General features: G+C 35.3%; 13 protein-coding genes. 11 read left to right on the plus strand and 2 right to left on the minus strand.

The window, feature by feature from the left end:
• Positions 1–206: 206 nt before the first annotated feature.
• Both NMG48_RS18130 and NMG48_RS18135 read right to left on the minus strand, forming a co-directional pair.
• Positions 207–2,453, minus strand: a complete 2,247-nt coding sequence (locus NMG48_RS18130) for a GumC family protein (protein WP_271252833.1) — start codon at positions 2,451–2,453, stop codon at positions 207–209.
• Between the two features lie 215 nt (positions 2,454–2,668).
• Positions 2,669–3,445, minus strand: coding sequence for a WecB/TagA/CpsF family glycosyltransferase (locus NMG48_RS18135; protein ID WP_271252834.1), 777 nt, complete (start codon positions 3,443–3,445; stop codon positions 2,669–2,671).
• 751 nt (positions 3,446–4,196) lie between these two features.
• Here NMG48_RS18135 and NMG48_RS18140 point away from each other — a divergent pair.
• The 11 genes from NMG48_RS18140 (at position 4,197) to NMG48_RS18190 (ending at position 15,084) form a co-directional block, all read left to right on the plus strand.
• The gene (locus NMG48_RS18140) at positions 4,197–4,625 is read left to right on the plus strand and encodes a hypothetical protein (RefSeq protein WP_345961290.1); all 429 of its coding nucleotides are present in this window, start codon (positions 4,197–4,199) and stop codon (positions 4,623–4,625) included.
• A 66-nt stretch (positions 4,626–4,691) separates the two neighbouring features.
• Entirely contained in the window at positions 4,692–5,762 is a 1,071-nt protein-coding gene (gene rfbG, locus NMG48_RS18145; RefSeq protein ID WP_271252836.1) for a CDP-glucose 4,6-dehydratase, read from the plus strand.
• 52 nt (positions 5,763–5,814) lie between these two features.
• Positions 5,815–7,095: a class I SAM-dependent methyltransferase gene (locus NMG48_RS18150; protein WP_271252837.1), complete on the plus strand. Its 1,281-nt coding sequence runs from the start codon at positions 5,815–5,817 to the stop codon at positions 7,093–7,095.
• Positions 7,096–7,102: 7 nt separating this feature from the next.
• The gene (rfbC, locus tag NMG48_RS18155) at positions 7,103–7,651 is read left to right on the plus strand and encodes a dTDP-4-dehydrorhamnose 3,5-epimerase (protein ID WP_271252838.1); all 549 of its coding nucleotides are present in this window, start codon (positions 7,103–7,105) and stop codon (positions 7,649–7,651) included.
• Positions 7,652–7,713: 62 nt separating this feature from the next.
• Positions 7,714–9,048, plus strand: a complete 1,335-nt coding sequence (locus NMG48_RS18160) for a DUF4910 domain-containing protein (protein ID WP_345961291.1) — start codon at positions 7,714–7,716, stop codon at positions 9,046–9,048.
• Between the two features lie 86 nt (positions 9,049–9,134).
• Positions 9,135–9,917, plus strand: a complete 783-nt coding sequence (locus tag NMG48_RS18165; RefSeq protein WP_271252840.1) for a glucose-1-phosphate cytidylyltransferase — start codon at positions 9,135–9,137, stop codon at positions 9,915–9,917.
• Positions 9,918–9,958: 41 nt separating this feature from the next.
• Positions 9,959–11,095, plus strand: a complete 1,137-nt coding sequence (locus NMG48_RS18170) for a glycosyltransferase (protein WP_271252841.1) — start codon at positions 9,959–9,961, stop codon at positions 11,093–11,095.
• Between the two features lie 113 nt (positions 11,096–11,208).
• Positions 11,209–12,177 (plus strand): glycosyltransferase, encoded by a 969-nt coding sequence (locus tag NMG48_RS18175; RefSeq protein ID WP_271252842.1) that lies wholly within the window; start codon positions 11,209–11,211, stop codon positions 12,175–12,177.
• A 7-nt stretch (positions 12,178–12,184) separates the two neighbouring features.
• Positions 12,185–13,126, plus strand: a complete 942-nt coding sequence (locus NMG48_RS18180) for a glycosyltransferase (protein ID WP_271252843.1) — start codon at positions 12,185–12,187, stop codon at positions 13,124–13,126.
• Between the two features lie 45 nt (positions 13,127–13,171).
• Entirely contained in the window at positions 13,172–13,831 is a 660-nt protein-coding gene (locus tag NMG48_RS18185; protein ID WP_271252844.1) for a PIG-L deacetylase family protein, read from the plus strand.
• 137 nt (positions 13,832–13,968) lie between these two features.
• Positions 13,969–15,084 carry an acyltransferase family protein gene (locus tag NMG48_RS18190; RefSeq protein WP_271252845.1) on the plus strand — a complete coding sequence of 372 codons (1,116 nt, stop codon included), beginning with the start codon at positions 13,969–13,971 and terminating at the stop codon, positions 15,082–15,084.
• Positions 15,085–15,292 lie beyond the last annotated feature (208 nt).

The following is a 15,292-nucleotide window of genomic DNA, read 5'->3' on the forward strand; positions in this document are numbered from 1 at the left end:
CAAGTGTCGCAATACTTGTAATAAATATGTAAGTAGGTCATCAGCATAGTTAAAATTCAAAACCTGCCGTTGCATAGTAATTAGCAAAAGCGTCTAGATATTACTTATCTACTTAGTAAAACTATTAGTTCTGATTTCAGTACAAAGCTTTATAGGCAATGGTGATGAAGTTAACTTATCAATGAATAAATAATAATTCTAATAATCTAATAAAGTTTATAGGTTTCCGTGACACCCGTAACATAATCTTTTGAACCATTGACAATAATTCCAAATATTCCGATTGGTGAATTACTTAATAGTTCTAGAGCTTGTGTAAGGTTAGATGCTTTAGTCTTATCTAATCCAACCACCATAACAATACCATCTGTTCTTGCAGCAATCAGCTTTGAGTCAACTAAACCGAGTAAAGGAGGAGTATCATAAATCACTAAATCAAAGTTTTCCTGAAATGATTGCATTAAGATCTGCATCTTTTGAGAGGAAAGTAATCTTGTGGGATCTGGCGGAACTTGACCTGAAGTAAGAATTGATAAGTTGGGTTCAATTGAAGATCTTTGTACTACTTGATCAAAGTTTAGATCCGTAGATATTAAATTACTAAGTCCTAAAGCATTACTCAGAAGCAATCGATCATGTAATTTCGGACGACGCAGATCAGCATCTACCAATAGAACTCGTTTCCCTAAAGCTGCTGCTGCCTGCGCTAAATACAATGAAGTAGTTGATTTACCTTCACTGGGTATGGATGAACTAATAACAAGAGAGCGGATTTCTTCATCAGGACTGAGAAGCCGAATATTCGTATAAAGCGATCGAAAAGACTCCAAAAAGATAGAAGTCATATAGTAGGGTTGGATTGCATTAGAATCTGAGTCTAAGCCTTGATGAGATCGATTTATCCAAGACTTGAAATTCATGATTTTTGTCAGTTTACCAATAGCAGATGAAGTTTCGTTCCGCATCAAGCTACGATTTAATGGAATTCCTTCCAAAATTTCATCCGTATCTTCATCAGAATATAAATCTGAATTAAATGGAATTATTCCTAAAATAGGTAATTTGGCAATATCTTTTACTTCATCCGTTGTTCGTAACAGATTACTCAACCTATCTAGAAATAGAGCTACCCCAGAACCTAGTAATAACCCTAGTATGCCACCCAACACTCCATTTTTTTTAATATCGGCTGATGATGATGCAGGATCTTTAGCGGGAGTCAGAATTTGCCAAGGGGTTTTACGTTGTCCAGCATCAATACGTAAAGCTTCACGTTTGGTTAAAAATTGATTTAAATTCTCGTTGGTGATTTTTATCTCTTGTTGAATATCTGTGTATTGACGGGAGATAATTGATAGCTGTTTTACTTGCTGATTGAGCTTATCTTCTACTTCCGACAATATTTCAAGACGGGCTTCTAAATCTCGGATACGGCTGGCAACTAATTCTTTAGCTCTCTCCTCTTCTAGTCGGAGTAACGGTATCAAATTAGCTCTTTGATCTCGTAATGCTTGGACTCTATCTGTATTTTCCTGAAATATGCTTAACTCTTTCGCAATTTGACCATCTACAGTCTGAATTTGGGATAAAATTGCCTGATATCGAGAATTCTCTTGCAGTATAGAGGAAACTTTGGTTTCATTGACTGGTTCAGCAACTTGACGACTTAAATCAGAAAATAGCGATCGCAATTCATCTAACTTGACTTGGGTTTCCAGTTTCTGTTGACTAATGGTAGTGGTTTCAGAAGCTAGTTGTTTGCTGCTTGAATCTGGATCAATGAGATTGTACTGTTGCCGAAAAGTCTGGAGCTTATCCTGAAGCTTTCCTGCTCTTTCTTGGACTTGAGGCAGTTGAGAATTGACAAAGTCAATTCCTTGTTGCACATCAGACAATCGTTCTTCCAAACTATAGTCAAGATAAGCCTTAGACAGTAAATCAAGAACTGCCTTAACCTTTGCTGAGTTTTTATCTTGGTAACTAACGCTGAGAATCTGATTTTCGGCTTTAATTGCTAATCCATCGACTAAACTATCGTAATTAATATCTGGGTACTTTGACTTTAACGCTTCAGAAATTGGATTGAGAATTTTAGGACTTTTTAATAGTTTTAATGTAGTAGGGCTAATAGTGTCTTTAGGTTCTTCTGTATCCCTATTGTTAAGTGTTACAGCAGAAATCACTCGGGTCTCTTCAGTAATTGGCTTGGCTAAAATTTCAAACCCTGATTGATAAATTGGTTTACTAGTAGCCGATTTAAATACAGCTAAAGAAGTAACTACAATAGTTACACCTGCAATTACAGGTAATCTGCGTTGTAAAGATTGCAGTACATTTCCAAATTTCAATCCTCCTTCATCATCGTTGAGTGATGCACTAGACACGTTAGTACTTAAAACACGTTTAACATCACTTTTTTGATGATATATCTGAGAATTCTGTTCACTTTGCATGTTTGTTTCCGTGCATATGCGGATTATGTGGTTAATTCTGGTGCTCAATCAATAGCGATCACGAGCTATTACCCACTCCGTATTGTAAATGCTCAAAGAATAGAATCTAGTTTAACTCATACAAACTTGGCTCTAATTTACGGCAGTACGATTGCTTAAGTCAAGACTTCAAATTGTATAGACAAGCACAATTAGGACAACAACATCAACAAATATTAGCTTTTTATCTGATTCTCCTTTGAGAAAACAATCTGCTTAAGCATTAGCCAAATAAAAATTGGGATAGTCGTAGCATAGCGTTTCCAGAGTCTCTTTGGTTCTTGACAAAGGCGAAATAACCACTCCAATCCGAGATTTTGCATTAATTTTGGAGTTTCTTTTAAGATTCCTGCATAAACAGGGAAAACACCGCCTACTCCAATCATGACAGCTTGGATTTTATCCTTATGTTGATTCATCCATAATTCCTGTTTAGGGCATCCTAGTGCAACGAATAAAACTCCTGCTCCACTCTCATTAATAGTATTCACCATATCCATGTCTACTGTAGAAGCTAATGGACGGAATGGAGGGGATTCAGTACCTGCGATCTTTATAGTGGGAAATTGTAATTTTAGTCTCTGGCTAATTTTATCAAGTACTTCAGGAGATGAACCTAAGAGGAAAATGCTCGTTTGTGCGATCGCAGCTTGCTGGCAAACTGTCTGAAAAATATCCATGCCCGCAACTCGCTGAGCCTGCTTGTGTCCTAGCGACTTTAGCATCCAAACTAAGGGCATTCCGTCTGGTGTAACTAAATCTGCCTGTTTTAATACATTCGCAAAGTGATTATTTTGCCAAGCTTCAACTAGCATATGCACATTAGCAACACAAACCATCCTGCTTTGCTTTTGGTTTGCCCAACTTACCATCAGATTGATTTGTTCATCAAAGAGCAAAGTTGATACTGGAGTAACAATTAAGTCTTGTTTAGGGATGTCATCTGTATACATTTGTAAAATCTTCTTGTATAAAGCAATAAACTTGTCTCGTAAAGTAGAAAATTGCAGGAGTTTGTGTAAACAATCATTTCCAGAGTTTAGCAGCTTAAATATATCGCTATTTCTTGGTGACTTTAAACCCTTATCCTGCTATTTTAAGCATCTAATTATATAAATAGCAAAAGAGATTAGTTTTTCTTTACATCACTATACAAGGTTTCTGAATTGATGTTGATAGCTAGTTAAAGGCTATATTTATCCATATTTAATTAAAACACAAGACATTATATAACTTTATAACTTTTCCATAACTCTTTTATAACTTTCAAGATATTGATAGCCATCAGCGGGTTTCATTTGCTACCTTTTATGTTGTATTTCTACGCACCTTAGAATAAGGGCAAAGGTTGACTTACAGCTATTCCTATAGCAGCTATTTTTGAAAATTATTCAGCGTTACGCAAAATACTAAATATTTGGTGTATAGTGATTCCTATGATTTAGGATTAAGTATTGTATTAATTCATCTTGTAGATCATAATCTAACTTGTGCTTAATACTCATGTTAGTAAAAAGTGCCAGTTGCATTAAAAATGTATTTTTCTGTACAGATTTAAAATGTATTATCTCTGACAACTGTATCCTTAAATTTAAATATATTAAGTAATTTTAGAGGTGGGCTTCGATGGTCTTTATTGATCTCAGTCCCTTCAAGATAATCTTCCCATTTTTGCTTTATTCTTTGATGGTGAGGGAGGTCAAATTGCAGAGAAGGTGTGACAAAAATCGAAAACGCTCAAAACGTCGAGCCATTTATTGTCCAATTCACGGATGTTATCTTGATAGTGTTAGTCCCAAATATCCTCTATTTGCTGATCGTGCTGAGCAGCTACAACAGCGAGGTATGCCACGCCAAAATGCCTTGATGCTTGTAGCAAGTCGAATAGCTGTACCTCTGGATGGAGAATGGATTGAGGCTTTTTGGTGTGACCAGTGTCAGCAAACAAATTGGTATCACGTATGTAAAGGTGAGGATCGCACTTTTCGTGTTTTGATTGCACCATACGAGCTTTGGCAATATGTGACAGGGGCTATTTCGCCTGATGGCAATCCATCCGTTGGCGAGTTTACTCGTAAAAATGCCCGAATGGTTGACTATAGTGGGATTAAAGATTTTCATTTTGTAGTCTAAATGGATTCAGTATTAGTGTTCTCACCAGCCATATATTAATTAGGTGAGTTAAAAGTAAATAGATCTATGAATAGTGCCTTTTGGAATGGAAAACGAGTATTACTGACAGGGCATACTGGCTTTAAAGGGAGTTGGTTATCTTTGTGGCTACAATCTGTTGGTGTTGATTTATGGGGATATGCATTGCAGCCACCTACAGATCCTAGTTTGTTTGAACTTGCTCGTGTAGCAGAAGGGATGAATTCTGTGATAGGAGATGTTTGCGATCGCGAGCATTTACAGAAGGTTATTGCTGAGTGTAAGCCCGAAATAGTGATCCATATGGCAGCCCAATCAGTAGTCCGCTCTTCCTATACTGATCCTGTATCCACTTACAGTACAAATGTGATGGGAACTGTCAACCTCTTAGAAGCAATCCGTCAGGTGGGTGGTGTTCGAGTCGTGGTCAATGTTACTACAGACAAATGTTATGAAAATAAAGAATGGGTCTGGGGATATCGCGAGAATGATCCCTTGGGTGGTTATGATCCCTACAGTAGCAGTAAAGCTTGCTCGGAATTAGTTACATCTTCTTATCGGGATTCATTTTTTCATCCTAGCGAATATGCTAACCATGGTGTAGCGATCGCATCTGCTCGTGCGGGTAATGTCATTGGTGGTGGTGATTGGACACCTGACGGGCTAGTGGCTGACATTACTAAATCATTACTAAGCAAGCAGCCAATTTTAATTCGTAATCCCTATGCAACTCGCCCTTGGCAACATGTACTAGATGCCTTAAATGGCTATTTAGTCCTAGTAGAAAAGCTCTACAATAACGGTTCTGCTTTTGCTGATGCTTGGAATTTTGGTCCTTACGAGTCCTCAATCAAGCCAGTTGGTTGGCTAGTAGATCAACTACTATCTCTATGGGGAGAAAATGTTTATTGGGAACAAGATAAAGGCTATCAGCCCCATGAAGCTAACTCCCTAAGTTTAGATTGCTCAAAAGCACGTCTTAAAATGGGATGGGAACCGAAATTGTCTCTTATAGAAGCTTTAGAACAAATTATCGTGTGGACTAGATCCTATCACTCAGGGGAAGATATGCAGGAAATTACGAAAGCTGCAATTCATAGATTTATGGCAATTATTTAATTGTGTAATAGGTAGTAAACTAACCAGTCAATTGTTTATTTAGAGGTAGCCAATGAGCAAACATTCCGAGACATCGAACTCAATAGAGAAACAACTGAGTAAAACACCTAAATGCCAATTTTGTGGTTCGGGCTTGAAGCATACCCTAGTTGATCTGGGAATGTCACCACTATGCGAGAGCTTTTTAACTTCAGAACAACTTAATCAAATGGAAGCATTTTATCCATTACATGTTCGAGTGTGCGAAAACTGCTTTTTAGCTCAATTGGAAGCATATGTTAGTCCAGAACATATATTTACAGAATATGCCTACTTTTCTTCTTATGCAGATACTTGGTTAAAACAATGCAAGGAATATACAGATCAAGTTGTTGAACAGTTCCATCTTAATGAAAATAGTCAAGTAATTGAGATCGCTAGTAATGATGGATATCTTCTGCAATACTTTGTTGAGAAAAATATCCCTGTGCTTGGAGTTGAGCCTGCGACTAACATTGCGAAAGTTGCGATCGCTAAAGGTATTCCCACTTTAAATGAATTCTTTGGGCAAGAATGTGCGCGTAAACTAGTTCAACAAGGTAAGCAAGCCGATTTAATTGCCGCAAACAATGTGTTAGCACATGTACCAGATTTAAACGATTTTGTTGCAGGGATCAAGATTTTGCTTAAGCCCCAAGGTGTTGCTACGGGAGAAATTCAACATCTGGTGAAATTGATGGCATCTAACCAATTTGACACAATTTATCATGAGCATTTCTGCTATCACACATTTACGACTCTCGAAAAAATCTTTGCCGCGCATGGTTTAACCCTGTTTGATGTGGAAGAGTTACCAACTCATGGTGGCTCCTTAAGGATTTATGCCCGTCATGCCGAGGACTTATCAAAACCAATTAGCGATCGCGCAGTAAAATTGAAAGAGCATGAAAGATCCGATGGCTTCGCTTCCATTGAACGCTACACCAATTTTGATGAACAAGTTCGAGAAACTAAGAGGAAATTACTCGACTTTTTGATTAAAGCTAAGCGTGAAGGAAAAACTGTCGTTGGCTATGGTGCACCGGGTAAAGGTAACACATTGCTTAATTATTGTGGCATTCGGACAGACTTTCTAGATTACACAGTTGATCGCAATCCCTATAAGCATGGCAAGTTTTTGCCAGGAACCCACATTCCCATCTATTCTCCTAGCAAGATTCAAGAAACCAAGCCAGACTATGTAATGATTTTGCCTTGGAACTTTAAAGACGAAATCATTGAACAAATGAGTGTAATTCGGGATTGGGGGGGCCAGTTTGTGGTTCCAATTCCTGAAATCCAAATTTATTCCTAAGGTATAAATGCTATTCACACAGACCGATCTAGAAGGTGCTTACATTGTTGAGCCAGAAAAACTGAATGATAATCGCGGATATTTTGCACGTACTTGGTGTCAGAAAGAGTTTCAAATTCGAAACCTTGATGCCAACTTAGTACAATGTAGTATTTCTTTTAACAAAAAAAAGGGAACACTAAGAGGAATGCATTTACAACTCCCTCCATCCGCGGAAACAAAGCTTGTAAGATGTACAAGAGGGTCAGTCTATGACGTTATTATAGATCTCCGATTAGACTCTACAACCTATTTACAGTGGATAGCTATTACCCTTACCGCTGACAATAGTAAAGCTCTATATATCCCAAAAGGCTTTGCTCATGGATTTCAAACATTGGAAGATAACACAGAAATCTTTTATCAAATGTCTGATTTTTATAGCCCTACTTGTGCTGTTGGTTTTCGCTGGAATGATCCAGCATTCAAGATTCATTGGTTAGAAGAAATTAGTGTTATATCTGAGCGTGATCAGCAATATAAAGATTACACCCCAGCAATACTTCTAGATATTTAGGACGCTAATACTTGTTAGATTCTTAGAAGTAATGAATTTTGCAACAGTTTAAACTTGTAGATATGGCTAACAAATTGGAAAATCAAATACATACAACACATCAAATTGGATTAAATATATATGAACTCATTTCAGAGCTATATCCAATTTGTCGGAGTATAACTGGCAATGGGGTTCGCAAATCACTAAATATATTAAAAAAATACATTCCATTAGAAATCCATGAAATTCCCACAGGGACAAAAGTATTTGATTGGGAAATCCCCAAAGAGTGGAATGTTCGGGATGCTTATGTAAAAAATCAATATGGACAGAAAGTTATTGATTTTCAGAAGTCCAACCTTCATTTAGTTAACTACAGTATCCCAATTCATCAAACAATGTCTTTGGCAGATTTAAGTAAACATCTGTTTACACTTCCTGATCATCCTCATTGGATTCCCTATCGAACTTCTTACTATCATGAGAATTGGGGCTTTTGTCTTAGCTACAATGATTTTACAAACTTTGAAGATGGCGAATACGAGGTTTACATTGATTCTTCTCTTCAAGATGGACATCTGACCTATGGAGAATATTACTTGTCTGGGGAAACTGATGAAGAAGTTCTATTTTCATGCCATATCTGCCATCCATCTCTTTGTAATGACAATTTATCAGGTATGGCTTTAGCAACATTTTTAGCCAAACATATTAATTCTTTCCCAAGACGATATTCTTATAGATTTATCTTTATCCCTGGCACAATTGGTTCAATCACTTGGCTTAGTTTAAATGAGAGTCAAACTCATAAAATAAGGCATGGACTAGTAATATCAGGCGTTGGAGATAGTGGCAGCATGACCTATAAACAAAGTCGCCAAGGTAATGCAGAAATTGATAAAATTGTTGCTCATGTCTTGCAGGATTTAGACAAACACTACACTATTGAAGAGTTTTCTCCATATGGTTATGATGAAAGGCAATACTGCTCTCCTGGTTTTAATTTGCCAATTGGTAGACTAGGTAGAACCCCTTTTGGGTGCTATCCTGAATATCATACATCGGCTGACAATTTAGAGTTTGTTAAACTTAATTCCTTAGAGGAATCTTGGATAGCTTACCTTAATATTTTTGAAATTCTAGAAAACAATAAAGTGTATTTGAATACAAACTCTAAATGCGAACCTCAGTTAGGTAAACGAGGTTTGTATGGAAGTTTAGGCGGTTTACAAGATAAAAAAATCCAAGAAATGGCACTACTATGGGTACTTAATTTTTCGGATGGTGATCATACTTTATTAGATATAGCTACCAGATCTAAGCTCAAGTTTAAGTTAATATTAAAAGCGTCAATTTCTTTGTTAAAAGCTGGACTGTTACAAGAACGCAATAGAGATATTACTAATAGTAAATAGTTATTAATATTTAAATATAAATTCTATTTATTAAGTCAAAATTTGCAAAAATTCAACTATCTATCTATTTATCATTTTCATTTATTATGAAAGTTGTACTATTTTGTGGTGGTCTTGGTACTAGATTAAAAGAATATTCTGAAACTATTCCAAAGCCTATGGTCGAGATTGGTTATCGTCCTATTATTTGGCATTTAATGCGCTACTATGCTCATTTTGGGCATAAAGAATTCATTCTATGTCTTGGTTACAGGGGGGACTATATCAAAAAATATTTTCTGGATTACAACGAATGTATGTCAAATAATTTCACAATATCTGAAGGGGGTAAAAAAATTGAGCTACATACTAGTGATATTGAGGATTGGAAAATTACATTTGTTGATACGGGCTTAAATGCAAATCTGGGACAACGTTTAGTAGCTGTCAAAAAAATCTTAGCAGGAGAAGAGGTTTTCTTAGCAAACTATTCAGATGGTCTTACTGATCTTAACCTTGATTTATATCTTGACAACTTTTGCAAGCATGATAAAGTTGCAAGCTTTTTGGCTGTACAACCATCTCAATCTTTTCATGTTGTCTCATGGAATAAGGATGAACTAGTTGAAAGTATTAAACCTGTTGGTAATTCTGGATTGTGGATTAATGGAGGCTTTTTTGCTTTTAAACAATCAATTTTTGATTATATTCAAGAGCAAGAAGAGCTAGTAATTGAGCCATTTCAAAGATTGATTCAAAAACAAGAGATAATCGCATATAAAAATCAAGGCTTTTGGGCTTGTATGGATACCTTTAAAGAAAAGAATATGTTTGATGAGATGTATGCAAAAGGTAATACTCCATGGGCTGTCTGGGATACTTCGCGTTAATAAATATTAGTATGATTTTTTTTGGGAGAACCTACCTTTCTATGCTTAAAAAGCTACCAAGAGTTGCTTTTCTTTTGCACAATATTGATAGTGGGGGTGTAGAAAGAGTAGCTATTAACCTTCTTAAAGAACTTGTTAAATATCCTATATCAATAGATCTAGTACTATTTGAGAAGAAGGGCAATTTTTTAAACGAAACCCCACCTGAGGTAAGAATTGTTGATTTGTCTAGCACAAGTTCTGGGAGGCTAAGGAAAATATTTCCTTTAGTTAAGTACCTTCGGCGGGAAAAGCCGTCTGTACTAGTTTCTAAGCTAGTACAATTTAATGTTATTGCTATAATCGCCAAGTTCTTTTCATTCATTCCATTACATATTCTTTTAGTAGAACACCTTAGTTTTGATTCTTTAGAAAATAAGATTAAAAATGATCCCAAAGAAAAAATTGGTTTTCTCAATCAATTAAGAAAGATTTTTTATCCTAAAGCTAATGTAGTCGCCGCAGTTTCTCAAGGTTTAGCGCAAGCTTTAGAAAAAGACTTAAACATGAAAACGGGAACATTTAGGGTGCTTTATAACCCTGTTATTGATAAAAATCTAGTTACTAAGTCTCAATTGCCTGTCGAGCATCCTTGGTTTGAGTTTGGACAGCCACCAGTTTTTTTAGCTGCTGGAAGACTAGCACCTCAAAAAGATTTTCTTACACTAATTAAAGCTTTCGCTATTTTTCGGCAGAAGTACACTGCCCGATTAGTAATTTTAGGGGAAGGACCTGAACGCCAGATTTTAGAAGCTGAAATATCTCGACTAAATTTAGAGGCTGATGTTGCGTTACTCGGATTTACAGATAATCCTTATGCTTATATGAGTAAAGCTTCTGCATTTATTCTTTCTTCTCGCTTTGAAGCATTGCCAACAGTTTTGATTGAAGCGTTAGCTTGCGGATGTCAAGTAATTGCTACAGATTGTCCCTATGGTCCCAATGAAATATTAGTGAATGGCAAGTATGGAAAGTTAGTTAGTGTTGGTAATACTGATGAGCTAGCTGATGCAATAGAAAAAACCCTTGATAGTCCTATTGATCCTCAGCTTTTAAAGCTACGCGCCTATGATTTTAATTCTAAAAATGCAGTTGTGGAATATTTAAAAGCAATGAATTTAGATTACTTACTTGAATAATATGTTGAAGATGTTTATGATGATTTAATGGATAAAAAGTTTTGGATAAGATGATAAAACTAATTGATCTACTAAATAATAAATTCTAAAACCTTTCAAGAAATAAACAAGTTATGCCTAAAGTTAGTATCGTTATCGTAAATTACAATTATGGCAAGTACCTAGATGAACGTATTAGAACAATATTGAATCAATCCTATAGAGACTTTGAGCTAATTATTATTGATAACGGTTCAACTGATAATAGTGTAGAAGTAATTAATCGTTACATATCTGACACTAGAGTACTCCCCAAATTTTATCCTGAAAATGATTTGCCTTTTAAACGTTGGAATGAGGCATTGAACTCAGCAACTGGAGATTATTTCCTAATTACGGCTGCAGATGATAGTTCTTATCCAGCTTTATTGGAAAAAACAGTTGAGAAGTTAGATAAACATCCTTCTGTTGGAATAGCATTTTCTCAATCTTGGGATATTGATGATCAAGGTAAACAATTACGTTCATGGAAAGAATGGACTGATAATTTAGATAAGGAACGTTGGGCAAAAGACTTTATTGATGACGGAAAAAATGAATGTCAGTACCTTCTCTTTCAGTGTACTATTCCTAATCCTAGTGCTGCTTTGATAAGACGTACTGTATTTTTAGAAGCAGGAAAATTTGATACAAGTTTTCGATATCTAGCAGACTGGATGCTCTGGGTGAAAATGCTTTTGATTTCAGATATTGCATTTATATCTGAACCTCTAAATAACTTTAGAACTCATACAGGATCGTTAACAAATGCCACAAGACAATCACTAGAATTTGAGGAAAGAGTAAGGATTATCAACTATCTATATATTAATATAAAAGCTACAGATGAAACTTGGGAAGCTGTTTATAATCAAACCATTGGATATTGGTCGAATTTAATTTTAGAGAATAAAATTTCATTTGATAAAAGCAAGAAAATTTATAATATCTTGCAATCTATGGATCAAAATTTAAACTATAGATTAGCTAGACATCTGATTAAATATGGTTGGAGAAATTTTATAGATATGTTTAGTTATAAGACGGTCAATATCAAGGAGTAAATACTATATGACAAAAGTTAGTGTGATTATTCCTAACTATAACCATGCAAGGTTTCTAGAAAAGCGTATTCATACTGTTCTACAACAAACCTATCAAGATTTTGAAGTCATATGTTTAGATGATGCTTCAACAGATGAAAGCAATTATATAATTGCTAAGTTTTCAGATAATCACAGGGTTCAGACAATTTATAATACTGTCAATAGTGGTTCTCCTTTTAAACAGTGGGAAAAAGGTTTACAGGTTGCTAATGGAGAATATATTTGGATTGCTGAGTCAGATGACTATGCTGATTTGAGATTTTTAGACAAACTAGTACCTATTCTTGAGCAAAATCCAAATATTGGTTTAGTTTATTCCCAGTCTTTAGGGGTTGATGAAAATGATCATGTGATTCGTAATTGGAAAATATGGACAGATGATCTAGATAGCGATCGCTGGTCACATAACTTTATTAATAGTGGACGTAACGAATGTCAGAATTATCTAATCTTTAAAAACACAATTCCTAATGCTAGCGCTGTACTTATGAGACGATCAGTTCTAGATAAAATTGGGAAGATTGATACTCAAATGCGATTGGCTGGAGATTGGTTACTCTGGGCAAAAATGTTAACAATTTCAGATATCGCTTTTGTTGCCGAACCTTTGAATAATTTTAGGACCCATACTAACGTAGTGAGGAATACAAGTAAACCATATTTAGAGTTGGAAGAAAGGCTTCAGGTAGTTCACTATATTTCTCAACAAATAGATGTCCCTCATGGTTTTTGGGACATAGTTTTTATTCCATCAATTGGATGGTGGATGAGGATGTTGTTCCGTGGTGAAATTCCTTTAAGTAGAAGTCACAAAATTTATCAATCACTAAAAAATATTGATCCAAATATAAACTGTCGTCTGTTTACAATATTTTTCAAAACGCTAAAAAATAAATTATCTTTATGAAATTAAATTCTAAGGATTTTATTGATTGTAATCTCTTGAATAACTATGCTCCCATTAAAATTTGATTCACAAGGAAAAAATTCTCTTCACCAAGTTCTTTGCCTAGGTGCTCATAGTGATGATATTGAAATCGGTTGTAGTGGGACGTTACTTAAACTTATTGATCAATTTCCAGATATAAGCATTTACTGGGTTGTATTTGGGGCTAATGAGCAAAGGAAAGAAGAGGCTCTTGCTAGTGCCTATGCTTTATTAAAAGATGTCAAAAATAAAACAATCTTGATTAAAGATTTTAGAGATCGATTTTTTCCTTATATTGGTGCAGAAATCAAAGATTTTTTTGATCATTTCACTAAAGATGTATCTCCAGATTTAGTTCTAACTCACTATCACAAAGACTTACATCAAGATCATCGACTAATTTCTGATTTGACTTTGAATGCATTTCGAGATCATATGATTTTGGAATACGAAATCCCAAAATATGATGGTGATCTAGGTAATCCCAATTTTTTTGTTCATTTAGACCCTGTAATTTACCAGAAAAAAATTAACCATCTAATACAATATTTTAAAACCCAAGCTAACAAACAATGGTTCACAGAAGAAACATTTTCTTCTATCTTGAGATTGCGTGGAATTCAATCAAATGCACCAGACAAATATGCAGAGGCTTTTTACTTGCGAAAAGCAATTTTTCTCTAAGGTTCAAATTTTGTGGTTAGCCTAAACCAACCAATAAAGCTACTCTGATTATTTTAAAACAGCTTTATTAACATTAACATTAATATTGAGACTTGCCATATAACATAACTTGCCATGTAATATATAGGCTTAATTATATGAATCGTCCAAAAAGTCAAATTGGATTTCTTGATGAGATGAGAGGAATTGCAATACTTTCTGTGTTCCTATTTCATTCACTCCAAGCTGCTTGTGGGCGAGATCAATTGCCTTGGGGAGACTGGTTTAGAAGCTTTAATGTATCGAATGCATTTCTATCTTTATTACCCCTCAGCTTAGGATGGGCTGGAGTTCCCATATTTTTCGTTGTTAGTGGCTTTTGCATTCATCTCAGTTTTATGCGAAATCCAGATTGGCGCGATTTTTTCATTCGCCGATTTTTCCGAATTTATCCTCCATACTTTTTTGCTGTTATTCTGTTTGCACTGGTTCTTCCATGGTCACGTATTAGTTATGGACTTCTTGGTATAGGGCAGTTACTTAGTCACCTATTTCTGATTCATAATTTTGATAATCGCTTCTTTTGGGGAATTAGTCCATCTTTGTGGAGTATCGCAGTTGAAGCACAGCTATATCTTCTCTATCCCGTTCTTCTGCATTTGATTTCTCATTTGGGCTGGAATCGTACTTTAGGCTATGTTGCGGCTCTAGAAATTGGTCTACGATTACTATCAAGCGGAGTGCTTATGACTACAGGTCAACCATTGCCTCTGTGGTTTGAGGGATTACCAATTTTGTATTGGTATAGTTGGTCTATTGGTGCAGTAATTGCTGAGTCTTATGTATTAGGACTTCCAATTCCTTTTGCTAATCACTCTTTAATGGGTTGGAGTATAGTTGCTATTTTTAGCACCTTTGTAAAAGCTTTTGACTCATTTTCCTTTTTGCTTTTTTCACTACTTGCTGCAACTATGATCGCTAAACTGCTTCAAAAGTGTCCAACATCAAGCCTCTTCCCCACTTCATTAGCTAAGCCGTTCCGCACTATTGGCTTATGGAGTTATAGTATTTATCTGCTACACCATCCATTTATTAAAGCCATTTCTCTTATAAGTCCCAAGCTATCTTTGCCTGCAGATATACAATCATGGATATTATTTGTTGTTTGTCTTGGTATCGGTATTCCTATCTTTGCTTTTTCTGCATTGTGGCATCACATTTTTGAGATTCCGAGTATAGTAGCTAGCAAACGAATTATTGCAAATTTTAAATAAATGTATAGAAACCTTAAAATAATATCATCAACTATATTTTGAATTACTGCAATAACTACAAGATGTATAAATAATATTCAAATATAGATATTCTATATGGTTAGGATAATATTTTAAGGATGATTTCGCTAAAAAATTCAATTGCAAGCCTTATCTAGCAAATATTTTTAAGCAAGATTTTTGTACAATAATTTACAATGATAAACAG

Source organism: Pseudanabaena sp. Chao 1811 (genome assembly GCF_027942295.1).
Lineage (GTDB): Bacteria > Cyanobacteriota > Cyanobacteriia > Pseudanabaenales > Pseudanabaenaceae > Pseudanabaena.

What these genes read in the sequence shown, in the direction of transcription:
- rfbC (WP_271252838.1), top strand. Translation starts at nt 7,103, where the DNA reads ATGCTATTCACACAGACCGATCTAGAAGGTGCTTACATTGTTGAGCCA.
- NMG48_RS18170 (WP_271252841.1), top strand. Translation starts at nt 9,959, where the DNA reads ATGCTTAAAAAGCTACCAAGAGTTGCTTTTCTTTTGCACAATATTGAT.
- NMG48_RS18160 (WP_345961291.1), top strand. Translation starts at nt 7,714, where the DNA reads ATGGCTAACAAATTGGAAAATCAAATACATACAACACATCAAATTGGA.
- rfbG (WP_271252836.1), top strand. Translation starts at nt 4,692, where the DNA reads ATGAATAGTGCCTTTTGGAATGGAAAACGAGTATTACTGACAGGGCAT.
- NMG48_RS18150 (WP_271252837.1), top strand. Translation starts at nt 5,815, where the DNA reads ATGAGCAAACATTCCGAGACATCGAACTCAATAGAGAAACAACTGAGT.
- NMG48_RS18180 (WP_271252843.1), top strand. Translation starts at nt 12,185, where the DNA reads ATGACAAAAGTTAGTGTGATTATTCCTAACTATAACCATGCAAGGTTT.
- NMG48_RS18165 (WP_271252840.1), top strand. Translation starts at nt 9,135, where the DNA reads ATGAAAGTTGTACTATTTTGTGGTGGTCTTGGTACTAGATTAAAAGAA.
- NMG48_RS18185 (WP_271252844.1), top strand. Translation starts at nt 13,172, where the DNA reads ATGCTCCCATTAAAATTTGATTCACAAGGAAAAAATTCTCTTCACCAA.
- NMG48_RS18175 (WP_271252842.1), top strand. Translation starts at nt 11,209, where the DNA reads ATGCCTAAAGTTAGTATCGTTATCGTAAATTACAATTATGGCAAGTAC.
- NMG48_RS18190 (WP_271252845.1), top strand. Translation starts at nt 13,969, where the DNA reads ATGAATCGTCCAAAAAGTCAAATTGGATTTCTTGATGAGATGAGAGGA.
- NMG48_RS18135 (WP_271252834.1), bottom strand. Translation starts at nt 3,445, where the DNA reads ATGTATACAGATGACATCCCTAAACAAGACTTAATTGTTACTCCAGTA.
- NMG48_RS18130 (WP_271252833.1), bottom strand. Translation starts at nt 2,453, where the DNA reads ATGCAAAGTGAACAGAATTCTCAGATATATCATCAAAAAAGTGATGTT.